The sequence below is a fragment of the Undibacterium sp. Tian12W genome, assembly GCF_049339405.1.
Lineage (GTDB): Bacteria > Pseudomonadota > Gammaproteobacteria > Burkholderiales > Burkholderiaceae_D > Undibacterium.
The window spans coordinates 148,093-164,248 of record NZ_JBMPPK010000012.1; the positions used below are offsets into that span (position 1 = coordinate 148,093).

Sequence of the window (16,156 nt, forward strand, 5' to 3'; positions counted from 1 at the left end):
TATGGAAGCAGCAGGACAGTTTGATTACATCGTAGTTGGTGCCGGTACTGCAGGTTGTGTATTGGCGAACCGCCTCAGCAAGAACCCTGACAACCGGGTTTTGCTGATAGAAGCAGGTGGCAAGGATGATTACGTGTGGATACATATCCCGGTTGGTTATTTGTACTGCATCAATAATCCGCGCACAGACTGGATGTTCCGTACCGAGGCAGAAGCGGGCCTGAATGGCCGCAGCCTGATTTATCCGCGTGGCAAGGTGCTGGGTGGCAGCTCATCCATCAATGGCATGATTTATATGCGAGGACAGGAAAGGGATTACCAGCAATGGGCAGAACTGACAGGTGACGATAGCTGGCGCTGGGAGCATGTCTTGCCACTGTTCAAGAAGAGCGAAGACCACCACGGCGGTGACGCAGAATTCCATGGCAAGGGCGGTGAATGGCGGGTGGAAAAACAAAGGCTGTCATGGGAAATCCTGGATGCTTTCCGCAATGCAGCAGCCGAAGTTGGCATTCCCAAAAGTGATGACTTTAACCGTGGCAATAATGAAGGCTGCGGCTATTTTGATGTGAACCAGAAACGCGGTATACGTTGGAATGCTGCCAAGGCTTTTCTGAAACCGGCGGCTGAGCGTAGCAATCTGACTATCATGACTGGTTGCCAAGTGCAAAAGCTGGTTATCAGGAGTGATGAGCAAGGCAAGCGTTGCACAGGCGTGGAATTCACAGGTGGTGGCCGCAACTGGTTTGCCGAATCCATGAAAGAAACCGTGCTGGCCGCAGGAGCGATAGGTTCACCGCAGATTTTGCAATTGTCGGGCATAGGTGATGCGGCACATTTGCAACAGGCTGGCGTTGATGTTGTGCATGAATTGCCTGGCGTTGGCAGCAACTTGCAAGACCATTTGCAGATACGTTCTGCATTCAGGATTACCGGTGCCAAAACACTCAACAAGATGGCCAATAGCCTCATAGGCAAGGCACGCATAGGGCTGGAATATGCGATGTTCCAGAGTGGCCCGATGTCGATGGCACCGTCGCAACTGGGTGCATTTACCCGCTCGGATGCCAGCCAGGCGACACCTAATCTGCAATACCATGTGCAGCCCTTGTCGCTGGAGAAATTTGGTGACCCGCTGCATGATTTCCCGGCGTTCACGGCCAGTGTCTGTAATTTGCGCCCTACTTCGCGTGGTCATGTGCGCATTGCCAGCAATGATGCTTCAGCAGCACCGAAAATCGTGCCCAACTACCTGACGACGCCTGAAGACCGCAAGATTGCTGCCGACTCGCTGAAACTGACACGCAAGATCATCGCCGCGCCCTCATTGCAAAAATACCAGCCAGAGGAAATGAAGCCTGGTGTACAGTTCCAGACGGAAGAAGAACTGGCCAGAGCAGCAGGGGATATAGGTACAACGATCTTCCACCCGGTAGGTACCTGCAAAATGGGTCGTGCAGACGATGCTCTGACGGTAGTCGATAGCAACTTGCGCGTCATAGGCATAAACGGCCTGCGCGTGGCTGATGCTTCTATTATGCCGACTATAACCTCAGGTAATACCAACTCACCTACTGTGATGATTGCAGAGAAGGCGGCAAGGAGTATATTGGGAAAATAAAAACTTCCAAATCTTGCGTGGTACTACTTATGGTAGTTATACCGTATTGTTTAGAAAACGGTTTGCTGGGTATTATAAAAAGCTAATATAAAAACTTCCAAAAAATAAAGGAAGTGTTGTCGCGTTGGAGTAATAACCATAAGCCAGACAATAAGGAGAAGAGATGACCGACGTCATCCTGGAGACAAAGCGCTTGACCAAAGAGTTCAAGGGCTTCACAGCTGTAAGCGATGTGAATTTGCAGGTGCAGCGTGGGCATATCCACGCCCTGATCGGCCCTAACGGTGCCGGCAAGACCACCTGTTTTAATTTGCTGACCAAATTTCTTGTCCCGACTTCGGGGCAAATCCTGTTCAATGGACGCGACATCACCTCGGCCAAACCGGCCCAGATTGCGCGCCAGGGCATCATACGTTCATTCCAGATTTCAGCAGTGTTCCCGCACCTGACTGTCATGGAAAATGTGCGCATAGGCTTGCAAAGAAAACTCGGCACATCCTTTCATTTCTGGAAAAGCGAACAATCGCTGAACCAGCTCAATGCGCGTGCCATGGAGTTGCTGGCTGAGGTTGATCTGACTTCTTTTGCTGACACCGTCACCGTCGATTTGCCCTATGGCCGCAAGCGTGCGCTGGAAATTGCGACCACCCTGGCGATGGAACCTGAAATGATGTTGCTCGATGAACCCACGCAAGGCATGGGCCATGAAGATGTGCATCGCGTGACCGAGCTGATCAAGAAGGTGTCGGCGGGCCGCACCATCCTCATGGTGGAACATAATATGAACGTGGTGTCGGGTATTTGCGACAAGATATCGGTCTTGCAGCGCGGTGCCATGCTGGCTGAAGGCACGTACAAGGAAGTATCCACCAATCCCAAAGTCATGGAAGCCTATATGGGCAGTACCAGCGGCGAGCTGGAAGGGGCGCATGCATGAGTGCCACGAGTAAAAATACAAGTACCAACACCAGCCCGGCACTGGAAATTACCGGCCTGCAAGCCTGGTATGGCGAATCACATATCCTGCATGACGTGAATCTGAAAGTGAACCAGGGCGAAGTCGTGACCATCCTCGGCCGCAATGGTGCCGGCCGCACGACCACCATGCGTGCCATTGTTGGCCTGACTGGTGCCCGCAAGGGTTCGATCAAGATCAATGGCCAAGAGGCTATCCATCTGCCTACCCATAAAGTGGCGCATCTGGGCGTGGGTTATTGCCCTGAAGAGCGTGGGATATTTTCGTCCTTGTCCACAGAAGAAAACCTGATGTTGCCACCTTCGGTATCGAAAGATAACAAGGGCATGTCGGTAGCCGAGATTTACGAGATGTTCCCCAATCTGGCAGAACGTAAAAACAGTCAGGGCACACGTTTGTCAGGTGGTGAACAACAGATGCTGGCAGTGGCGCGCATCTTGCGCACGGGTGCCCGTCTCTTGCTGCTCGATGAAATTTCCGAAGGCCTGGCACCGGTCATCGTCCAGGCTTTGGCACGCATGATCACGATGCTCAAATCCAAGGGTTACACCATCGTCATGGTCGAACAGAATTTCCGCTTTGCTGCTCCGCTGGCGGACAGGTTTTATGTCATGGAGCATGGGCAGATCGTTGAGAGTTTTGCGTCTGCGCAATTGCAGGAAAAAATGCCTGTTCTGAATGAATTATTGGGCGTGTAATGTAAGTGTGTTTGGTTGGCATGGTTAAGTAACTGCCTCGCTGTCTTGGTGAAGCAGGTTTGAATAAAAATATGATTGGAGAAGACGCATGAAAGCAACATTCACGAAATTAAAAGTAGCAAGTCTCGCTGTTTCCGCTGCACTGGCTGGCCTGGCGCTGAATGCAAATGCGCAAGTATCTGGTGATGTGGTCAAGATCGGTTTCATCACCGATATTTCTGGCCTGTATTCTGATATAGATGGCCAGGGTGGTGCAGAAGCCATCAAGATGGCGATTGCCGATTTTGGCGGCACGGTATTGGGCAAGAAAATTGAACTGGTCACAGCCGACCATCAAAACAAGGCCGATATCGCCGCCAGCCGCGCCCGTGAATGGTTTGACCGTGATGGCGTCGATATGCTGATCGGCGGTACCAACTCCGGTACTTCTTTGTCGATGGCAAAAGTGGCCGCAGAAAAGAAACGCGTTTTTATTTCCATCGGTGCCGGCTCTGCCCGCCTGACCAATGAAGAATGCGCACTGACCACCGTGCATTATGCGTACGACACCGTTGCGCTGGCCAAGGGTACAGGTTCTGCAGTCGTCAAACAGGGTGGCAAGAGCTGGTATTTTCTGACTGCTGATTATGCCTTTGGTGCGTCGCTGGAAAGTGATACAGCCAATGTCGTCAAAGCCAATGGCGGTACGGTTGCGGGCGCGGTCAAGCATCCTTTGTCAGCATCTGACTTCTCTTCTTTCCTGTTGCAGGCGCAAGCTTCCAAGGCACAAATCCTGGGCCTCGCAAATGCTGGTGGTGACACCATCAATGCCGTAAAAGCCGCTAATGAATTTGGCGTCACGAAGACCATGAAGCTGGCTGGCTTGCTGATGTTTATCAATGACATCCATTCTCTGGGTCTGAACGCCACGCAAGGTATGTATCTGACCGATAGCTGGTACTGGAACCAGAATGAAGAAGCGCGCAAATGGTCACGCCGCTACTTCGAAAAAATGAAAAAAATGCCTTCCAGCCTGCAAGCGGCTGACTACTCTGCGACCCTGACTTACCTGAATGCCGTCAAGGCCGCCGGTACGGATGACATGACCAAGGTAATGGAAAAATTGAGGACAACCAAGATCAATGACATCTACGCTAAAAACGGTTACATCCGCGGCGATGGCAGCATGATCCATGACATGTACCTCATGCAGGTGAAGACCAGTGCTGAGTCCAAAGAGCCTTGGGACTATTACAAAGTGGCGCAGACTATTCCGGGTGAGCAAGCATTTACGACTAAATCAGAATCCAAGTGCTCCCTCTGGAAATAAAATCCAATTTCCGGGCGCATAGCTGCGTTGCAAAGCCTCGCAATACTAAAGTATTGCTGTGTTTTGCGCCTTGCTCTGCATCCCGGGAATTGAATTTTATGCCGTGCCTGTAATTTGAAATGGAAGCGTCGCGGACTTCGTCGCGATGCTTCCAATGTTAAAAACGAAACCGTTTCTCTCAGAGTCTTTCACAGAAAAATTGTTTACTGATCAGCCAGAAAAATGCGGCTTTTCTCCTGATTTTCTCTGTGTCTCCGTGCCTCTGTGTTGAGAGGTCTTCGCCTTTCCATCCATTTTTATTTAGCGTGCCATGGAAATATTTGGTATTCCGCTGCAAGCGATGCTGAGCCAGCTTTTGCTGGGCTTGGTCAACGGCTCGTTTTACGCGATGCTGTCTCTCGGACTGGCTGTGATTTTTGGCTTGCTGAATGTGATTAATTTTGCCCATGGCGCCCTGTATATGATGGGTGCCTTCCTTGCGTGGATGGGCATGAATTATTTTGGCATTAATTACTGGGCCATGTTGCTGCTTGCGCCTTTGCTGGTGGGGCTGTTTGGCATCGTCATAGAAAAGACCATGCTGCGCTGGCTATACAAGCTCGATCATCTGTATGGCCTGTTGCTGACCTTTGGTATTACGCTGATGCTGGAAGGTGTGTTCCGTTCTATCTACGGTGTATCCGGCCAGCCTTATCAGGTGCCGGAAGCGTTGACGGGGGCGACCAATCTGGGCTTCATGATACTGCCGAATTACCGTGCCTGGGTGGTGGTTGCTTCGCTGGTAGTTTGCTTTGCGACCTGGTTTGTCATCGAAAAAACCAAGCTCGGTGCTTACCTGCGTGCCGGTACTGAAAACCCCAAACTGGTCGAAGCCTTTGGTGTCAATGTGCCGCTGATGGTCACGCTGACTTATGGCTTTGGTGTGGCTCTCGCTGCTTTTGCCGGCGTGCTGGCAGCACCGGTGATACAGGTGTCGCCGCTGATGGGTTCCAACCTGATTATCACGGTGTTTGCGGTAGTGGTGATTGGGGGTATGGGTTCCATTCTGGGTTCGATTTTGACAGGTCTGGGCCTGGGTATTATCGAAGGCCTGACACGGGTGTTTTATCCTGAGCTGTCGGCGACTGTCGTGTTCATCGTCATGGCGATTGTCCTGATGATCCGCCCTGCCGGTTTGTTCGGTAAAGAAAAATAAACGGAGCCACCATGAATAAGAAAATCAGTTACGGCATTGCTTTTGCCCTGTTACTGGCGGCACCGTTTATTATCTATCCGGTGTTCCTGATGAAGCTCTTGTGCTTCGCCCTGTTTGCCTGTGCCTTTAATTTGCTCATCGGTTTCACCGGTTTGCTGTCCTTTGGCCATGCAGCCTTCTTTGGCGCCGCCGGTTATATCGCAGGCTGGGCCTTGCGCGATGCCGGTTTGCCGACTGAGCTGGGCATCTTGCTGGGAGTAGGGGCAGCAGCTCTGATAGGCCTGGTGATGGGCGCACTGGCGATACGCCGCCAGGGTATTTACTTCACGATGATTACGCTGGCGCTGGCGCAAATGCTCTACTTCGTTTTCCTGCAGGCCAAGTTCACCGGTGGAGAAGACGGCCTGCAAGGCGTGCCACGCGGCAAATTGCTTGGCATGGTCGATCTGAGTTCTGACCTGACGCTGTATTACTTTGTGCTGGTAGTGGCAATTGCCGGATTTGCCATCGTCATGCGCACCGTGCATTCACCGTTCGGCCAGGTCTTGAAAGCCGTGAAAGAAAACGAACCACGCGCGATCTCACTCGGTTATGACGTAGATCGCTACAAACTCATGGCCTTCGTCCTGTCGGCTGCACTGGCCGGCCTGGCAGGTGCCACCAAAACCCTGGTACTGGGTTTTGAGACGCTGACAGACGTACACTGGTCCATGTCTGGTCTGGTGGTCCTGATGACCCTGGTGGGCGGTCTGGGCACGCTGGTGGGCCCGATAGTTGGTGCCATCATCATCATCGCACTGGAAAACAAACTTGGCGACCTTGGCAACCTGCTGGCGAACATCACCACGATAGAATGGTTCCGTACCATAGGTGACTCAGTCACTATCGTGACTGGGCTGATCTTCATCGTCTGCGTACTGGCTTTCAGGCGCGGTATTGTCGGTGAATTGATGGCGTATGTTGAGCGTAACGGCAAGGCCAGAGCGGGCTGATTTCTGCTACTGCCTGGAATGACTGAACCCCGCTTGATGCGGGGTTTTTTTATGTTGGTTGATGCTGGTATTTGCTCAGATTTGCGCCACGCCACCATCGACAAATAACTCTATGCCATTGATGAAACTGCTGTCATCCGAAGCCAGAAAAGTGACAGCCTTGGCGATTTCGGATGGCTGTCCCAGTCGCTCTATCGGTACCAGACTGGCGAGGTGATTCAGCAAACCTTGCTGATGTTCCTCAGGTACCAGTCCTGCCAGGCCAGGTGTATGCACCGGGCCAGGGCTGATGGCATTGACGCGGATTTTACGTGGCTTCAGGTCCAGTAACCAACTGCGAGCAAAATTGCGAACAGCAGCTTTACTGGCGCTATACACGCTGAAGTTTTCAGTGCCTTTCACTGAGGTTGTGGACGATGTCAGGATGATGGAGCTGCCATCTTTTAACAAAGGCAAGGCTTTTTGTATCGTGAACAACAAGCCTTTTACGTTGCTGTTAAAAATACGGTCAAAATGTTCTTCAGTTACCTCAGCCAAAGGCATCATGTCACCGCCACCAGCGTTTGCAAATACGATGTCCAGGTGGTCTGTCCTGGCCTTGATTGTGGCATACATGTGGTCAAGGTCAGTCTGGCTGGCAACGTCAGCTTGTATGCCTATTACTGTGCCGGCATTTGCAGCGATCAGATCGACGGCCTGGTGCAATTCTGGCTGGCGGCGGCCCGTGATAAAGACGGTTGCGCCTTGGGCGGCAAATTCCTGCGCTGTGGCCAGTCCAATACCGCTGGTGCCGCCAGTGATCAAGGCGAATTTTCCTTCAAGTTTTTTGCTCATGATATTTCTCCTGTAAGTAAATGAATGTCGGGTGCCCCGTTTTGGCTGCCCACGCCGGAATCGACGATGTGTTCACTTTACTGCCAGAATATTATTGAATAAAGTAGCTAAAATAGAATACATTATTTCTGTATGTGAATAATGACTGGTCAGGTATAGGGGGACATATGGAACATCAATTACTGGCGATCAGGGCTTTTGCCCGTGTGGTAGAAGCCGGAACATTTACCAGGGCGGCAGATTCTTTAAACATGCCCAAGGCGACGCTGACTAAATTGATACAGGCACTGGAGGCGCATGTACAGGTGAAGTTGCTGCAAAGGACCACGCGCAGGGTGTCAGTCACCGCTGATGGCCAGGCCTATTATGAAAAGACCTTGCGCTTGTTGAATGAGCTGGAAGATATCGATATGAGTTTCAGTGCCGCGCAAACCCGGCCACGCGGTAATTTGCGTATTGATATCGGTGGCTCGCTGGCGAGTATGGTCATAATTCCAGCCCTGCTCGGATTTTTTGTGCGCTACCCGGACATACACATAGACCTGGGTGTCAGTGACAGGCATGTCGATATGGTGGGAGACAATGTTGATTGTGTTATTCGCGGCGGCCTTATTACTGACCAGTCATTCATTGCACGCAAAATAGGTCAGGCATCCTGGGTTACCTGTGCTTCACCGGCTTATCTGGACAAGTACGGAATACCCTTGCACCCTCTGGATATCAATAAAAATCATCTGGTGGCCAGCTATTTATCTGCACATAGCAATCGCGCGCTCAGTATGAGTTTTTCGCAACCAGGCGAGAAAATAGAAGTTAATGGCAAGCGTCAGTTGGGTGTGAATGAAAGCAACGCTCATCTTGCTGCCGGTTTGGCTGGTCTTGGGATTATCCAGACATTTGCTTACGCTGCCCAGGAGCATATTAACAATGGCAGTCTGGTCAGCATACTCGACGAATGGCAACCAGCTCCTTATCCTTTCTTCGTGGTGTATCCACCTAACCGGCATCTCAGTAATCGATTACGGGTATTCATTGACTGGCTGGTAATGCATTTTTCGAGTCTGACAAATTGAAAAGCTGATTGCTCATAAAATCAATGCCAGCAGTGCAGCAGAAAAATAATTTTGGCCACTCTCATTTTTATCTCATGAGGGCAGTGGTAATAAGTTCTTACTTCTGAAGATCAGCTCAAGCTTGTGTATCAGGCTTGTCGGTGGCTGGTGCAATTTTCCCTTATAGATTGCCGGTAATTGTCATTTGAACTTATGTTCTTGACATATTTTTTTATTCGGCTATTCTTTGGTTTGTATTGCAAACTAGTTTTCAATAAAGGATTGATATGGGCAAAGATGATGATATTCAACAGGCAATCAATAGTATTGCCTTGATACGGCAGGTGATACGGCAAGCAGATGCTGATACAACTGATGCGAAATTGTCCGGCATTACACTGGATGCCAATCTGCTCGTGCAGCTTGGGGTATTTTTTATTGTGCTTGCTCTTAGTTTGCTGGAGTTGTTCACTGCGGGTTCAATGACGGAGACAATTAGCAGCGGCAGTAAAAATCCTGAATTAATGCTCGTGGGCATAGGATTAATGGGATTTATTGTGGCTGGCCTGGTGCTGGTTTTGTACTTTGTTATCTGGCGGGCTGCCAGACATAACGGCGAAGAACTCGGGAGCTACATCAGGCGCAATTTTCGCTATATGTACCAATTGTCGCTGGTCTCTGACCTGTTGATGAAATTCATCTGCCTGGCTTTGTTGATACTGGCTGGCAAGGCGCTGTGGATAGCACCAGTCTTGCTGGCTTTTACTGCAGATTATTTGTTCCAGGCACGCTTGTTTACGCTGCCTTCAAAAGCAGCAGTCAGCTTGGGCGTATTGTGCCTTGGCCTGGGGACTTATCAATTCTTTGTTGGCTCGCCTGCCTTATTGGTACCACTGCTGACATTCAGCATCGTGGCAGGTTTGTCTGCAGGCAGACTGGTTTTGCGTTATCGCAGTCAAATGCTGGCGGGGCACCAGGCGGCATCATGAGCACTAAGGATTTGCAAAGAGTGCATCCCTTACTATCTGACCGCGTGCGTCTGATGATCATGGTGCACTTGTCCATCGCTGGCGGGCCAGTTGACTTCACTAGCCTGCTGGCTGCACTGGAGCTCACCAAAGGAAATTTATCTACCCATTTGCGCAAGCTGGAAGAAGCCACGCTGATCAGTGTCAACAAGGAATTTATCGATCGCAAGCCAAGAACGACGTATGCCTGCACGAGCACCGGGCGACAGGATTTGCAGACTTACCTGAACACCATTGAATCATTGCTCAAGCAGGTACGCTGAAACGCATTAAAACCGGGAATGCCGTGACTTTCTTTGAAGGCTGATATGGATACCACAATCGCGACGGACACCGAAACCAGGTCTGTCAGGCCAGCCGGACATTTTGGCCTGATACCCGATTTGAGCGGGTTACAAAAAAACGATGCCAGATCCTGGCTCAAGTATTTTTTTGTCGAGTACAACCCCTTGTATTTCATCAGTGCTTTTTGCATGTTGTATGGAATATTTCTGATCGACCGTAACCTGGCGACCATGACAATATTGTCAGGGTCTTTCACTGCCGTTGCTTTGCTGCTGGTTCTGCAATTGTATGAGTTGAGCTTGCTGGCAGCTGCCATATTCCTGGCGCACAGGCTGGGAGCCATTCGTCCTGCGGCTATGCTATGTCTGCTTGAATGTGTATTGCTGTTCGACTGCACTTTCAGGTTGGAAGGACTGGCGATGCAGTCGTGGTTTGGTATGGCGATTGATGTGTTGTGGTTGCTGATGCTGGCCCTGAAATTGCGCCTGATAGCCGTTGCCATGCGCCTGGATATCAGGGCTTATCATTATGTATCCGTACTGCTGACGGCGGCCTGCATTCCTTTATTGATTGCCTTTCTTTCCCGCGTGGATAGCAATCATGCTGTCGGTTTGCAAGTTGCGGCCTGGCTGGGAACCTTGATCGTGCTGGCGTTAGAACTGCGTCGTCCATCCCTCAGATCTGGGTGGGCAATGAATGAGGATCAGGCCAGGCTGGCAGATAGTTGTATCAAGGCAGCCTTCAGGATATTCATCGGTTTTTACTTTTATCATGTCTGGGCTTTCTTGTTTTTTGTGGCTGAACCTTCGATACGCGTGCAAGCGGTGTTCGGTCAATTCTCTGCTTACTTTTTGCTGTGCGTGTTGACCCGTACATCAGCCAGCGACATCTGGAAATTTGCCATCCTGATGTTGATGAACAGTTTTTTCACTCCTGTAGTATTGACGTATGCGCTGATACTGCTATCTGTGGCGATGGGATTGCAGGCATGGCATCGTAGCGATGGCAATCTTGGTGTAGCAGCGAGTCTGCTGATGTTTGCCGCAACTTGTCTGTCGGGCTGGAACGGTGATGGCGCGCCTATGCCGGATTTGCCAGCCTGGTATTCCTGGAAGTTTGGTGTGCTGGCAATCTGTCTGTTGTTGATCAGCTATAGAACACGCAGCCTGCTGGCAATAGGCCTGGTCTCTGGCGCTGCGTGCTATGCCCTTTATCAAGCCGTAGGCCCTTTATTACCTCACAAGGAAATTGGCAAAGGGGCCGTGGTTATCGCTCTTGCATTCTTGATGCTGTTGACGGGTCTTTGGGTGAATATGCACTTTCGTGTTCACACCGGTGATGAAGAGGCATAATTTTTATCGCTGATCTGTCGATAAAGAACCGCGCATCTACGCTATTTTTTTCTGTTGAGTATAGGTTCAGGCCTGAGTTTTGCGCTGTTCTGTTACTTCTGAATTTTTCGTCGTTTTTTTTGTAATAATGATGAGAGTTTTAGACATTTTCAAAGAGAGCTTGTATTGCAAAATTATTCCTATTTTCTTTCTCTACAAATCTGGCATCCCAACATTGACCCCTCATTTATCACTAAGCGCCTGGGTATGAAACCTGAGCATGCCAACATGTTTGGTACGCAGCGTCAGACACCTAAAGGCCGATTATTGGAGGGCGTTTATCGGGAAAGCTATTGGATTGCTGATCCATTTGAGCGTGGTGAATATTTTTCCACAGATGACATGCTGGAAGATGCTGTGGCAGAGGTATTCGATGAGCTGACGCCGCATACGCAATTTTTACTGATGCTGAGAGAACAGGGGGCACGTTTGCATTTGAAAGCCAGTTCTTTTGGCAAGCGTAATTATGCGCTGGAACTGAGCCCACAATGGATGCTGCGCTGTGCCGGATTGGGCCTGAGTTTTGTACATGATGTCTATCCCTGATACTGCTGGCTTCAATGCGGAAACTGTAGAGCATCAGGCACAGTTTTTAATCGCAATGAAGCTTAATCTGCGTGGTTTTAAGCACCTGGGATTTTCTCTCTGTCTGCTTTCAGCGCGTCCATGACTTGTTGTGCGCTGGCTTTAAGCTGTGCAGTTTCACCAGCATTGCTGATAAGTTTGTCCAATAACTGTTTCACAGCATCTGCACTTGTACCTGACTGAGCAAGAGCGAAGATGGCGGTCTGGCGCACACTGGCTACCGGATCGTTCAATGCGGCAGAAAAGTAATTGAGGCTGCTGTCGTTTTTATCCCATTGCGCCAGTTGCAATACGCTTTGGCTTCTGACGGCTGCGTCAGCGTTGTGCGTCAGGCTTTGCAACTGGCTGATGATGTCTTTCGTGGTTTGGGCATCAATACGATTTACAGGTGTATCCGGCATTGGTGGCGTGAGCGTAGGTGGGGGTGGTGGCTTCAGGGCGGCCAATGCCTGCAGGATGACGGCGGGCTGCTGTTCATTATTGAGTGACAGGCGTATCAAATGACGCTCTTCTTGTGGGTAGATATCCAGGTCGCGCAGCATGATCAGGCCTGCGATTCTTTGCTCACTCTCAGTGCTGCTGGCGAGTTGCCTGGACAGGGCAAATACTTCGGGGCTGCGTATGCCGGACAGCAGGTTCCTGATGATTTCTCTGATCTGGGGTGAGGCTTCTTTCTGGTACAAGCTGATGATACGTTTCAGATAGTAGGGCTGCTCTTGCATGAGTTTTCTTAACTGATCCTGGGTGTCGTCACCTGCGCTGTTTTGGTCCGCAGGCGAGATCAGGCGTGCCCATAGCTGGTCGAAAGTATCTGTTGTCTCAGTGCCAGGGTTACCTGCATTGCTCCACAGGCTGATGAACTGGGCCAGGCTATTGCTGACAGGTTTTGCATGGGCTACACGTGCTACGTTTGATCCATCCGCAGTGTCCTGGCCGGGTGACATGAATACGATGGCCAGTAAAACCAGCAGGGGCAGGGCAAGCAGGGGCAGAAATTTTTTCACGATCTTAATCCGGGTAAGGCCCGCTCATTGACGGGCGGCGTTGTATGGCCGTGAGTCAATGAGCAAGAGTCATGCGTTTCATTCAAGGATGCTAATCACTGGAATACCAGGCTGGCCTGGGTATTCGTCGTATAGTCCTTCAAACCAAAATGGCCGAGGGCAAAGTCATATGTCGCGTTCTGGTCATCGATATTGCTGGTGTGCGAACCATACACATAGCAACTGCCGTAACAGACCACTTCATCGATATAACTTTTGATCGAATACATCTTGCTGCCATAACGCTTGTTCTTGACTGAGAGTATCAGCGGGCTGTCTATGGACAGGCCATTGCTGCCGCAGGTTGGGGTAAATACATTGAAGGGATAAACGCCGCATGACTCCAGCCCATGCTGCGCACCGGCGATACCGATGAAGGAATTCACAGACGTAGAGTAGGCCAGCTCATTGATGGCTTTCATCGCCAGCGTCACACCCATGGAATGGCCGATGACGTCGATCCTGCCGGTGCAGGATGCTGCCCTGGCGGCCTGCATGGAAGCTTTGACCGGATTAGTGTTGGCCGCGCCATGATCATTGATGGCAGGATTGGTTTTGGAACCCCAGTTGGGGCGGTACAACTGGGCATCGGTATAACCCTGGCTTTTGAGGGTGCTGACCGTGGCATTCCAGTCCGACGGTGAACCGGCATTGCCGTGTACCAGTACCACATTGTCGAGGCAGGCAGCCTGGCTGGCGCAGGCGATAAAGCTGAGGCTCATGGCAATGAGCACCCGGGCGAGTGTGCGATGTTGCATGGTGTTGTCTCCAGTAATGTTTTTATGTAGTCCAGCGCTTTGGTACGCGGGAAAAAACAGGGTAGGAGCAAGACCGCAGGAGCACCACTATCTGTTCAGATAGTGGCAGGGGTGTTCAGTTTTTATGGCTTGGTAACAGCAAGCCCAGTTCATAGGCTTTGGCGACAGCATGCACGCGGCTGCGTACATCGAGTTTGGCGAAGATCTGGTCGATGTGGTATTTGACGTTGACTTCGGTAAGTTCGAGTATGGTGGCGATTTCCCAATTGGTTTTGCCTTCATGCAGCCAGTGCAGAATTTCTCTTTGCCGCTCACTAAGGGTCTTGTTACTGATGCCGGGCTTGACGGGAAATTCTTCTACGTTTGTCAGGGCATGGGCAAGTGCCAGGTGCAGATGAGGTGTCAACAGGCTCAGCAGATATGCGTGTTGATGGCTGACTTCAAAAGGTAAATTTGTGAAGATGAAATAACTGGAGAAATGCCCGCTCAGGTCCAGCATGCCGTGGGCGACGGTATTATGCATTTTCTGCTTCCTGAATGAAGCCAGCCAGTCAGCAGGAACGGCATGGTCATCACGCCCGGCCTGGAAGAAAACCGGTTCCTGGGTTTCACGCCATTTTTGCATCAGAGGGCTATTGGCCCGGCCTTTGCTGTCTAGCAGGGATTGATAGTATTGGTAAGTCTCTATTGGACAATTGAACTGCAGCAGCTTATGTACATAGTTACCCTGGGGGCTGACGCCACCGATACCGCAGACCATCATTTCATGCGGCAAGACTTCGCGCAAAATCCCCTGGGCAATGCGGCTGAAGTCATCGGCATTGCGGGTTGCCGCACAAGCCATGATGATGGGCAGTATCGAATTGCCAGAGACTTCATGCGCAAAGTTCACCATGTCTGGAATCGTCCTTCAGACTACTCAGGAGGTGCGTGATGCTGGGGAGATGTGGTGCCAAGGCTTGCAAGACGGCGCATGGCAACTGCTCCATGCGCCATCCTTAACTTATCCTTGTTACTTACAAAGCTGCTGCGTAAATTGCCCTGGCATCTTCCTTCGTCACTTCACGTGGATTATTCCCCAGCAGACGTGTTTGCAACATGGCGTCGCTGGCGAGCTGGTCCAGGTCTTTCTCGGTGATGCCTACCTGGCTCAGGCGGGTTTCTATGCCTACCCGCATTGCCAGGTCTTCCATGGCCTTGATCATGGCGTGGCAACGCTGCTCTGCCGTGCCTGTGGCTTCTGGCGCGATGATGGCGGCCAACTCTGCATACAGTTCAGCCGCGTGGCTGGCATTGAAGCGCAGCACGTGTGGCAAGACCAAGGAATTCGACAAACCATGCGGTACATGGAAGATGCCGCCTACCGGATAGGCCAGTGCATGCACTGCCGCGCAGGGGGCATTGGCAAAAGACTGCCCGGCCAGCATGGCACCCAGCAACATGGCCTGCCTTGCCGCCAGGTTATTGCCATTGGTGCAGGCTTCGTCGATATTGTTCCATAGCAACTTCAAGGCTTGTACCGCCAGCATGTCGGACAGCGGGTTCTTTTTATGCTTGGTCGTATACGCTTCTATCGCATGCACCATGGCATCTATGCCAGTGGCAGCAGTGACCTTGGCTGGCAAGCCGGTAGTCAGTTGCGCATCGAGGATGGCGATGTCGGCGTACAGTTGTGGCGCGACCACGCCCATCTTGGTGGTCGCTCCGGTGGTGACGATGGAGATAGGGGTGACTTCAGAACCTGTACCTGCCGTGGTCGGGATTTGTATCAGTGGCAGGCGTTTGCCTTTGACATTACCTATGCCATACATGGTCGCCAGGCTTTGATCACTGCCCGCCAGGATGGCGATGAGTTTGGCAACGTCCATGGAGCTGCCGCCACCGAGACCAACCACCAGTTCGACTTGCAGGTCACGGGCATTGGCTACTGCCTGCAAGACGATGGCTTCTGGTGGGTCGGCAATCACATCGGAGAAAATACTGACTTTGAGTTGTTCCGTTTCCAGGCTGTCAATGACAGGCTGGACCAGGCCGGTACGCAGGAAACCAGCATCGGTCACCAGCAGTACATGGCTAATCGCTGGAAATTCCTGGCGTATGATTTTGCCCAGGCGCGTGGCTGCACCGGTTTGGCTGATCAGGCTGGGGACGGTTCTGAATTCAAAGTCATTCATCTTTATCTCATTTTCATTTAGAACCTGTTTTCGATCTTACTGCGCGAGCGCAACAGGAATTAATGCGGGGGCTCATGTGCTGCTCAAAATGCTCATGTACTAGAGTACATTCCGCTTTTTGCGCTGCGTTTTGTTACCATGACCCCGCTGACGCTCGCTCGCTACAGATCGTAAACAGGTTCTTAGCTCGTTGTAGGGATATCTACCTTAGCACA

General features: G+C 51.2%; 16 protein-coding genes. 11 read left to right on the forward strand and 5 right to left on the reverse strand.

Annotation, left to right across the window (positions count from 1 at the left end; translation table 11 throughout):
* Position 1: 1 nt before the first annotated feature.
* From ACO0LI_RS16705 to ACO0LI_RS16730, 6 genes are all read left to right on the forward strand, one after another.
* On the forward strand, positions 2-1,621 hold the full coding sequence (locus ACO0LI_RS16705) for a GMC family oxidoreductase (RefSeq protein WP_422951694.1): 1,620 nt from the start codon (positions 2-4) through the stop codon (positions 1,619-1,621).
* A 163-nt stretch (positions 1,622-1,784) separates the two neighbouring features.
* The gene (locus ACO0LI_RS16710; RefSeq protein WP_110254387.1) at positions 1,785-2,558 is read left to right on the forward strand and encodes an ABC transporter ATP-binding protein; all 774 of its coding nucleotides are present in this window, start codon (positions 1,785-1,787) and stop codon (positions 2,556-2,558) included.
* Positions 2,555-3,295 (forward strand): ABC transporter ATP-binding protein, encoded by a 741-nt coding sequence (locus ACO0LI_RS16715; protein WP_423033869.1) that lies wholly within the window; start codon positions 2,555-2,557, stop codon positions 3,293-3,295. Before ACO0LI_RS16710 ends, ACO0LI_RS16715 begins: the two co-directional genes overlap by 4 nt.
* Before the next feature lie 88 nt (positions 3,296-3,383).
* Entirely contained in the window at positions 3,384-4,604 is a 1,221-nt protein-coding gene (locus tag ACO0LI_RS16720) for an ABC transporter substrate-binding protein (protein ID WP_423033871.1), read from the forward strand.
* A 310-nt stretch (positions 4,605-4,914) separates the two neighbouring features.
* Positions 4,915-5,799, forward strand: a complete 885-nt coding sequence (locus ACO0LI_RS16725) for a branched-chain amino acid ABC transporter permease (protein WP_422951691.1) — start codon at positions 4,915-4,917, stop codon at positions 5,797-5,799.
* Between the two features lie 11 nt (positions 5,800-5,810).
* Complete coding sequence (locus tag ACO0LI_RS16730) at positions 5,811-6,791, forward strand: branched-chain amino acid ABC transporter permease (protein ID WP_422951690.1); 981 nt, start codon at positions 5,811-5,813, stop codon at positions 6,789-6,791.
* Positions 6,792-6,866: 75 nt separating this feature from the next.
* Here the strand turns inward: ACO0LI_RS16730 and ACO0LI_RS16735 are convergent, their stop codons facing one another.
* Positions 6,867-7,625 carry an SDR family NAD(P)-dependent oxidoreductase gene (locus tag ACO0LI_RS16735; protein ID WP_422951689.1) on the reverse strand — a complete coding sequence of 253 codons (759 nt, stop codon included), beginning with the start codon at positions 7,623-7,625 and terminating at the stop codon, positions 6,867-6,869.
* A 167-nt stretch (positions 7,626-7,792) separates the two neighbouring features.
* Here ACO0LI_RS16735 and ACO0LI_RS16740 point away from each other — a divergent pair, with 167 nt between their 5' ends.
* From ACO0LI_RS16740 to ACO0LI_RS16760, 5 genes are all read left to right on the forward strand, one after another.
* Positions 7,793-8,698, forward strand: a complete 906-nt coding sequence (locus tag ACO0LI_RS16740) for a LysR family transcriptional regulator (protein WP_423033873.1) — start codon at positions 7,793-7,795, stop codon at positions 8,696-8,698.
* A 266-nt stretch (positions 8,699-8,964) separates the two neighbouring features.
* Positions 8,965-9,666 (forward strand): hypothetical protein, encoded by a 702-nt coding sequence (locus ACO0LI_RS16745; RefSeq protein WP_423033875.1) that lies wholly within the window; start codon positions 8,965-8,967, stop codon positions 9,664-9,666.
* Positions 9,663-9,968 carry a transcriptional regulator gene (locus ACO0LI_RS16750; RefSeq protein ID WP_423033877.1) on the forward strand — a complete coding sequence of 102 codons (306 nt, stop codon included), beginning with the start codon at positions 9,663-9,665 and terminating at the stop codon, positions 9,966-9,968. The genes ACO0LI_RS16745 and ACO0LI_RS16750 overlap by 4 nt, the downstream gene beginning before the upstream one ends.
* A gap of 45 nt (positions 9,969-10,013) precedes the next feature.
* Positions 10,014-11,342, forward strand: coding sequence for a hypothetical protein (locus ACO0LI_RS16755; RefSeq protein WP_423033879.1), 1,329 nt, complete (start codon positions 10,014-10,016; stop codon positions 11,340-11,342).
* Positions 11,343-11,507: 165 nt separating this feature from the next.
* Positions 11,508-11,927: a DUF4279 domain-containing protein gene (locus tag ACO0LI_RS16760; protein ID WP_422951684.1), complete on the forward strand. Its 420-nt coding sequence runs from the start codon at positions 11,508-11,510 to the stop codon at positions 11,925-11,927.
* A 77-nt stretch (positions 11,928-12,004) separates the two neighbouring features.
* Here the strand turns inward: ACO0LI_RS16760 and ACO0LI_RS16765 are convergent, their stop codons facing one another.
* The 4 genes from ACO0LI_RS16765 to ACO0LI_RS16780 all read right to left on the reverse strand — a co-directional run bounded on the left by ACO0LI_RS16765 (position 12,005) and on the right by ACO0LI_RS16780 (position 15,941).
* Positions 12,005-12,970, reverse strand: coding sequence for a HEAT repeat domain-containing protein (locus tag ACO0LI_RS16765; RefSeq protein WP_422951683.1), 966 nt, complete (start codon positions 12,968-12,970; stop codon positions 12,005-12,007).
* Positions 12,971-13,065: 95 nt separating this feature from the next.
* Positions 13,066-13,767 (reverse strand): alpha/beta fold hydrolase, encoded by a 702-nt coding sequence (locus ACO0LI_RS16770; protein WP_423033881.1) that lies wholly within the window; start codon positions 13,765-13,767, stop codon positions 13,066-13,068.
* A gap of 115 nt (positions 13,768-13,882) precedes the next feature.
* On the reverse strand, positions 13,883-14,662 hold the full coding sequence (locus tag ACO0LI_RS16775; RefSeq protein ID WP_423033883.1) for a helix-turn-helix domain-containing protein: 780 nt from the start codon (positions 14,660-14,662) through the stop codon (positions 13,883-13,885).
* 121 nt (positions 14,663-14,783) lie between these two features.
* Positions 14,784-15,941, reverse strand: coding sequence for an iron-containing alcohol dehydrogenase (locus ACO0LI_RS16780; RefSeq protein WP_423033885.1), 1,158 nt, complete (start codon positions 15,939-15,941; stop codon positions 14,784-14,786).
* Positions 15,942-16,156: the final 215 nt, after the last annotated feature.

Bases quoted from the DNA above. Each gene is read 5' to 3' on its own strand.
- ACO0LI_RS16705 (WP_422951694.1), top strand. From the start codon at position 2: ATGGAAGCAGCAGGACAGTTTGATTACATCGTAGTTGGTGCCGGTACT.
- ACO0LI_RS16710 (WP_110254387.1), top strand. From the start codon at position 1,785: ATGACCGACGTCATCCTGGAGACAAAGCGCTTGACCAAAGAGTTCAAG.
- ACO0LI_RS16750 (WP_423033877.1), top strand. From the start codon at position 9,663: ATGAGCACTAAGGATTTGCAAAGAGTGCATCCCTTACTATCTGACCGC.
- ACO0LI_RS16770 (WP_423033881.1), bottom strand. From the start codon at position 13,767: ATGCAACATCGCACACTCGCCCGGGTGCTCATTGCCATGAGCCTCAGC.
- ACO0LI_RS16720 (WP_423033871.1), top strand. From the start codon at position 3,384: ATGAAAGCAACATTCACGAAATTAAAAGTAGCAAGTCTCGCTGTTTCC.
- ACO0LI_RS16745 (WP_423033875.1), top strand. From the start codon at position 8,965: ATGGGCAAAGATGATGATATTCAACAGGCAATCAATAGTATTGCCTTG.
- ACO0LI_RS16740 (WP_423033873.1), top strand. From the start codon at position 7,793: ATGGAACATCAATTACTGGCGATCAGGGCTTTTGCCCGTGTGGTAGAA.
- ACO0LI_RS16715 (WP_423033869.1), top strand. From the start codon at position 2,555: ATGAGTGCCACGAGTAAAAATACAAGTACCAACACCAGCCCGGCACTG.
- ACO0LI_RS16730 (WP_422951690.1), top strand. From the start codon at position 5,811: ATGAATAAGAAAATCAGTTACGGCATTGCTTTTGCCCTGTTACTGGCG.
- ACO0LI_RS16755 (WP_423033879.1), top strand. From the start codon at position 10,014: ATGGATACCACAATCGCGACGGACACCGAAACCAGGTCTGTCAGGCCA.
- ACO0LI_RS16780 (WP_423033885.1), bottom strand. From the start codon at position 15,941: ATGAATGACTTTGAATTCAGAACCGTCCCCAGCCTGATCAGCCAAACC.
- ACO0LI_RS16735 (WP_422951689.1), bottom strand. From the start codon at position 7,625: ATGAGCAAAAAACTTGAAGGAAAATTCGCCTTGATCACTGGCGGCACC.
- ACO0LI_RS16775 (WP_423033883.1), bottom strand. From the start codon at position 14,662: ATGGTGAACTTTGCGCATGAAGTCTCTGGCAATTCGATACTGCCCATC.
- ACO0LI_RS16725 (WP_422951691.1), top strand. From the start codon at position 4,915: ATGGAAATATTTGGTATTCCGCTGCAAGCGATGCTGAGCCAGCTTTTG.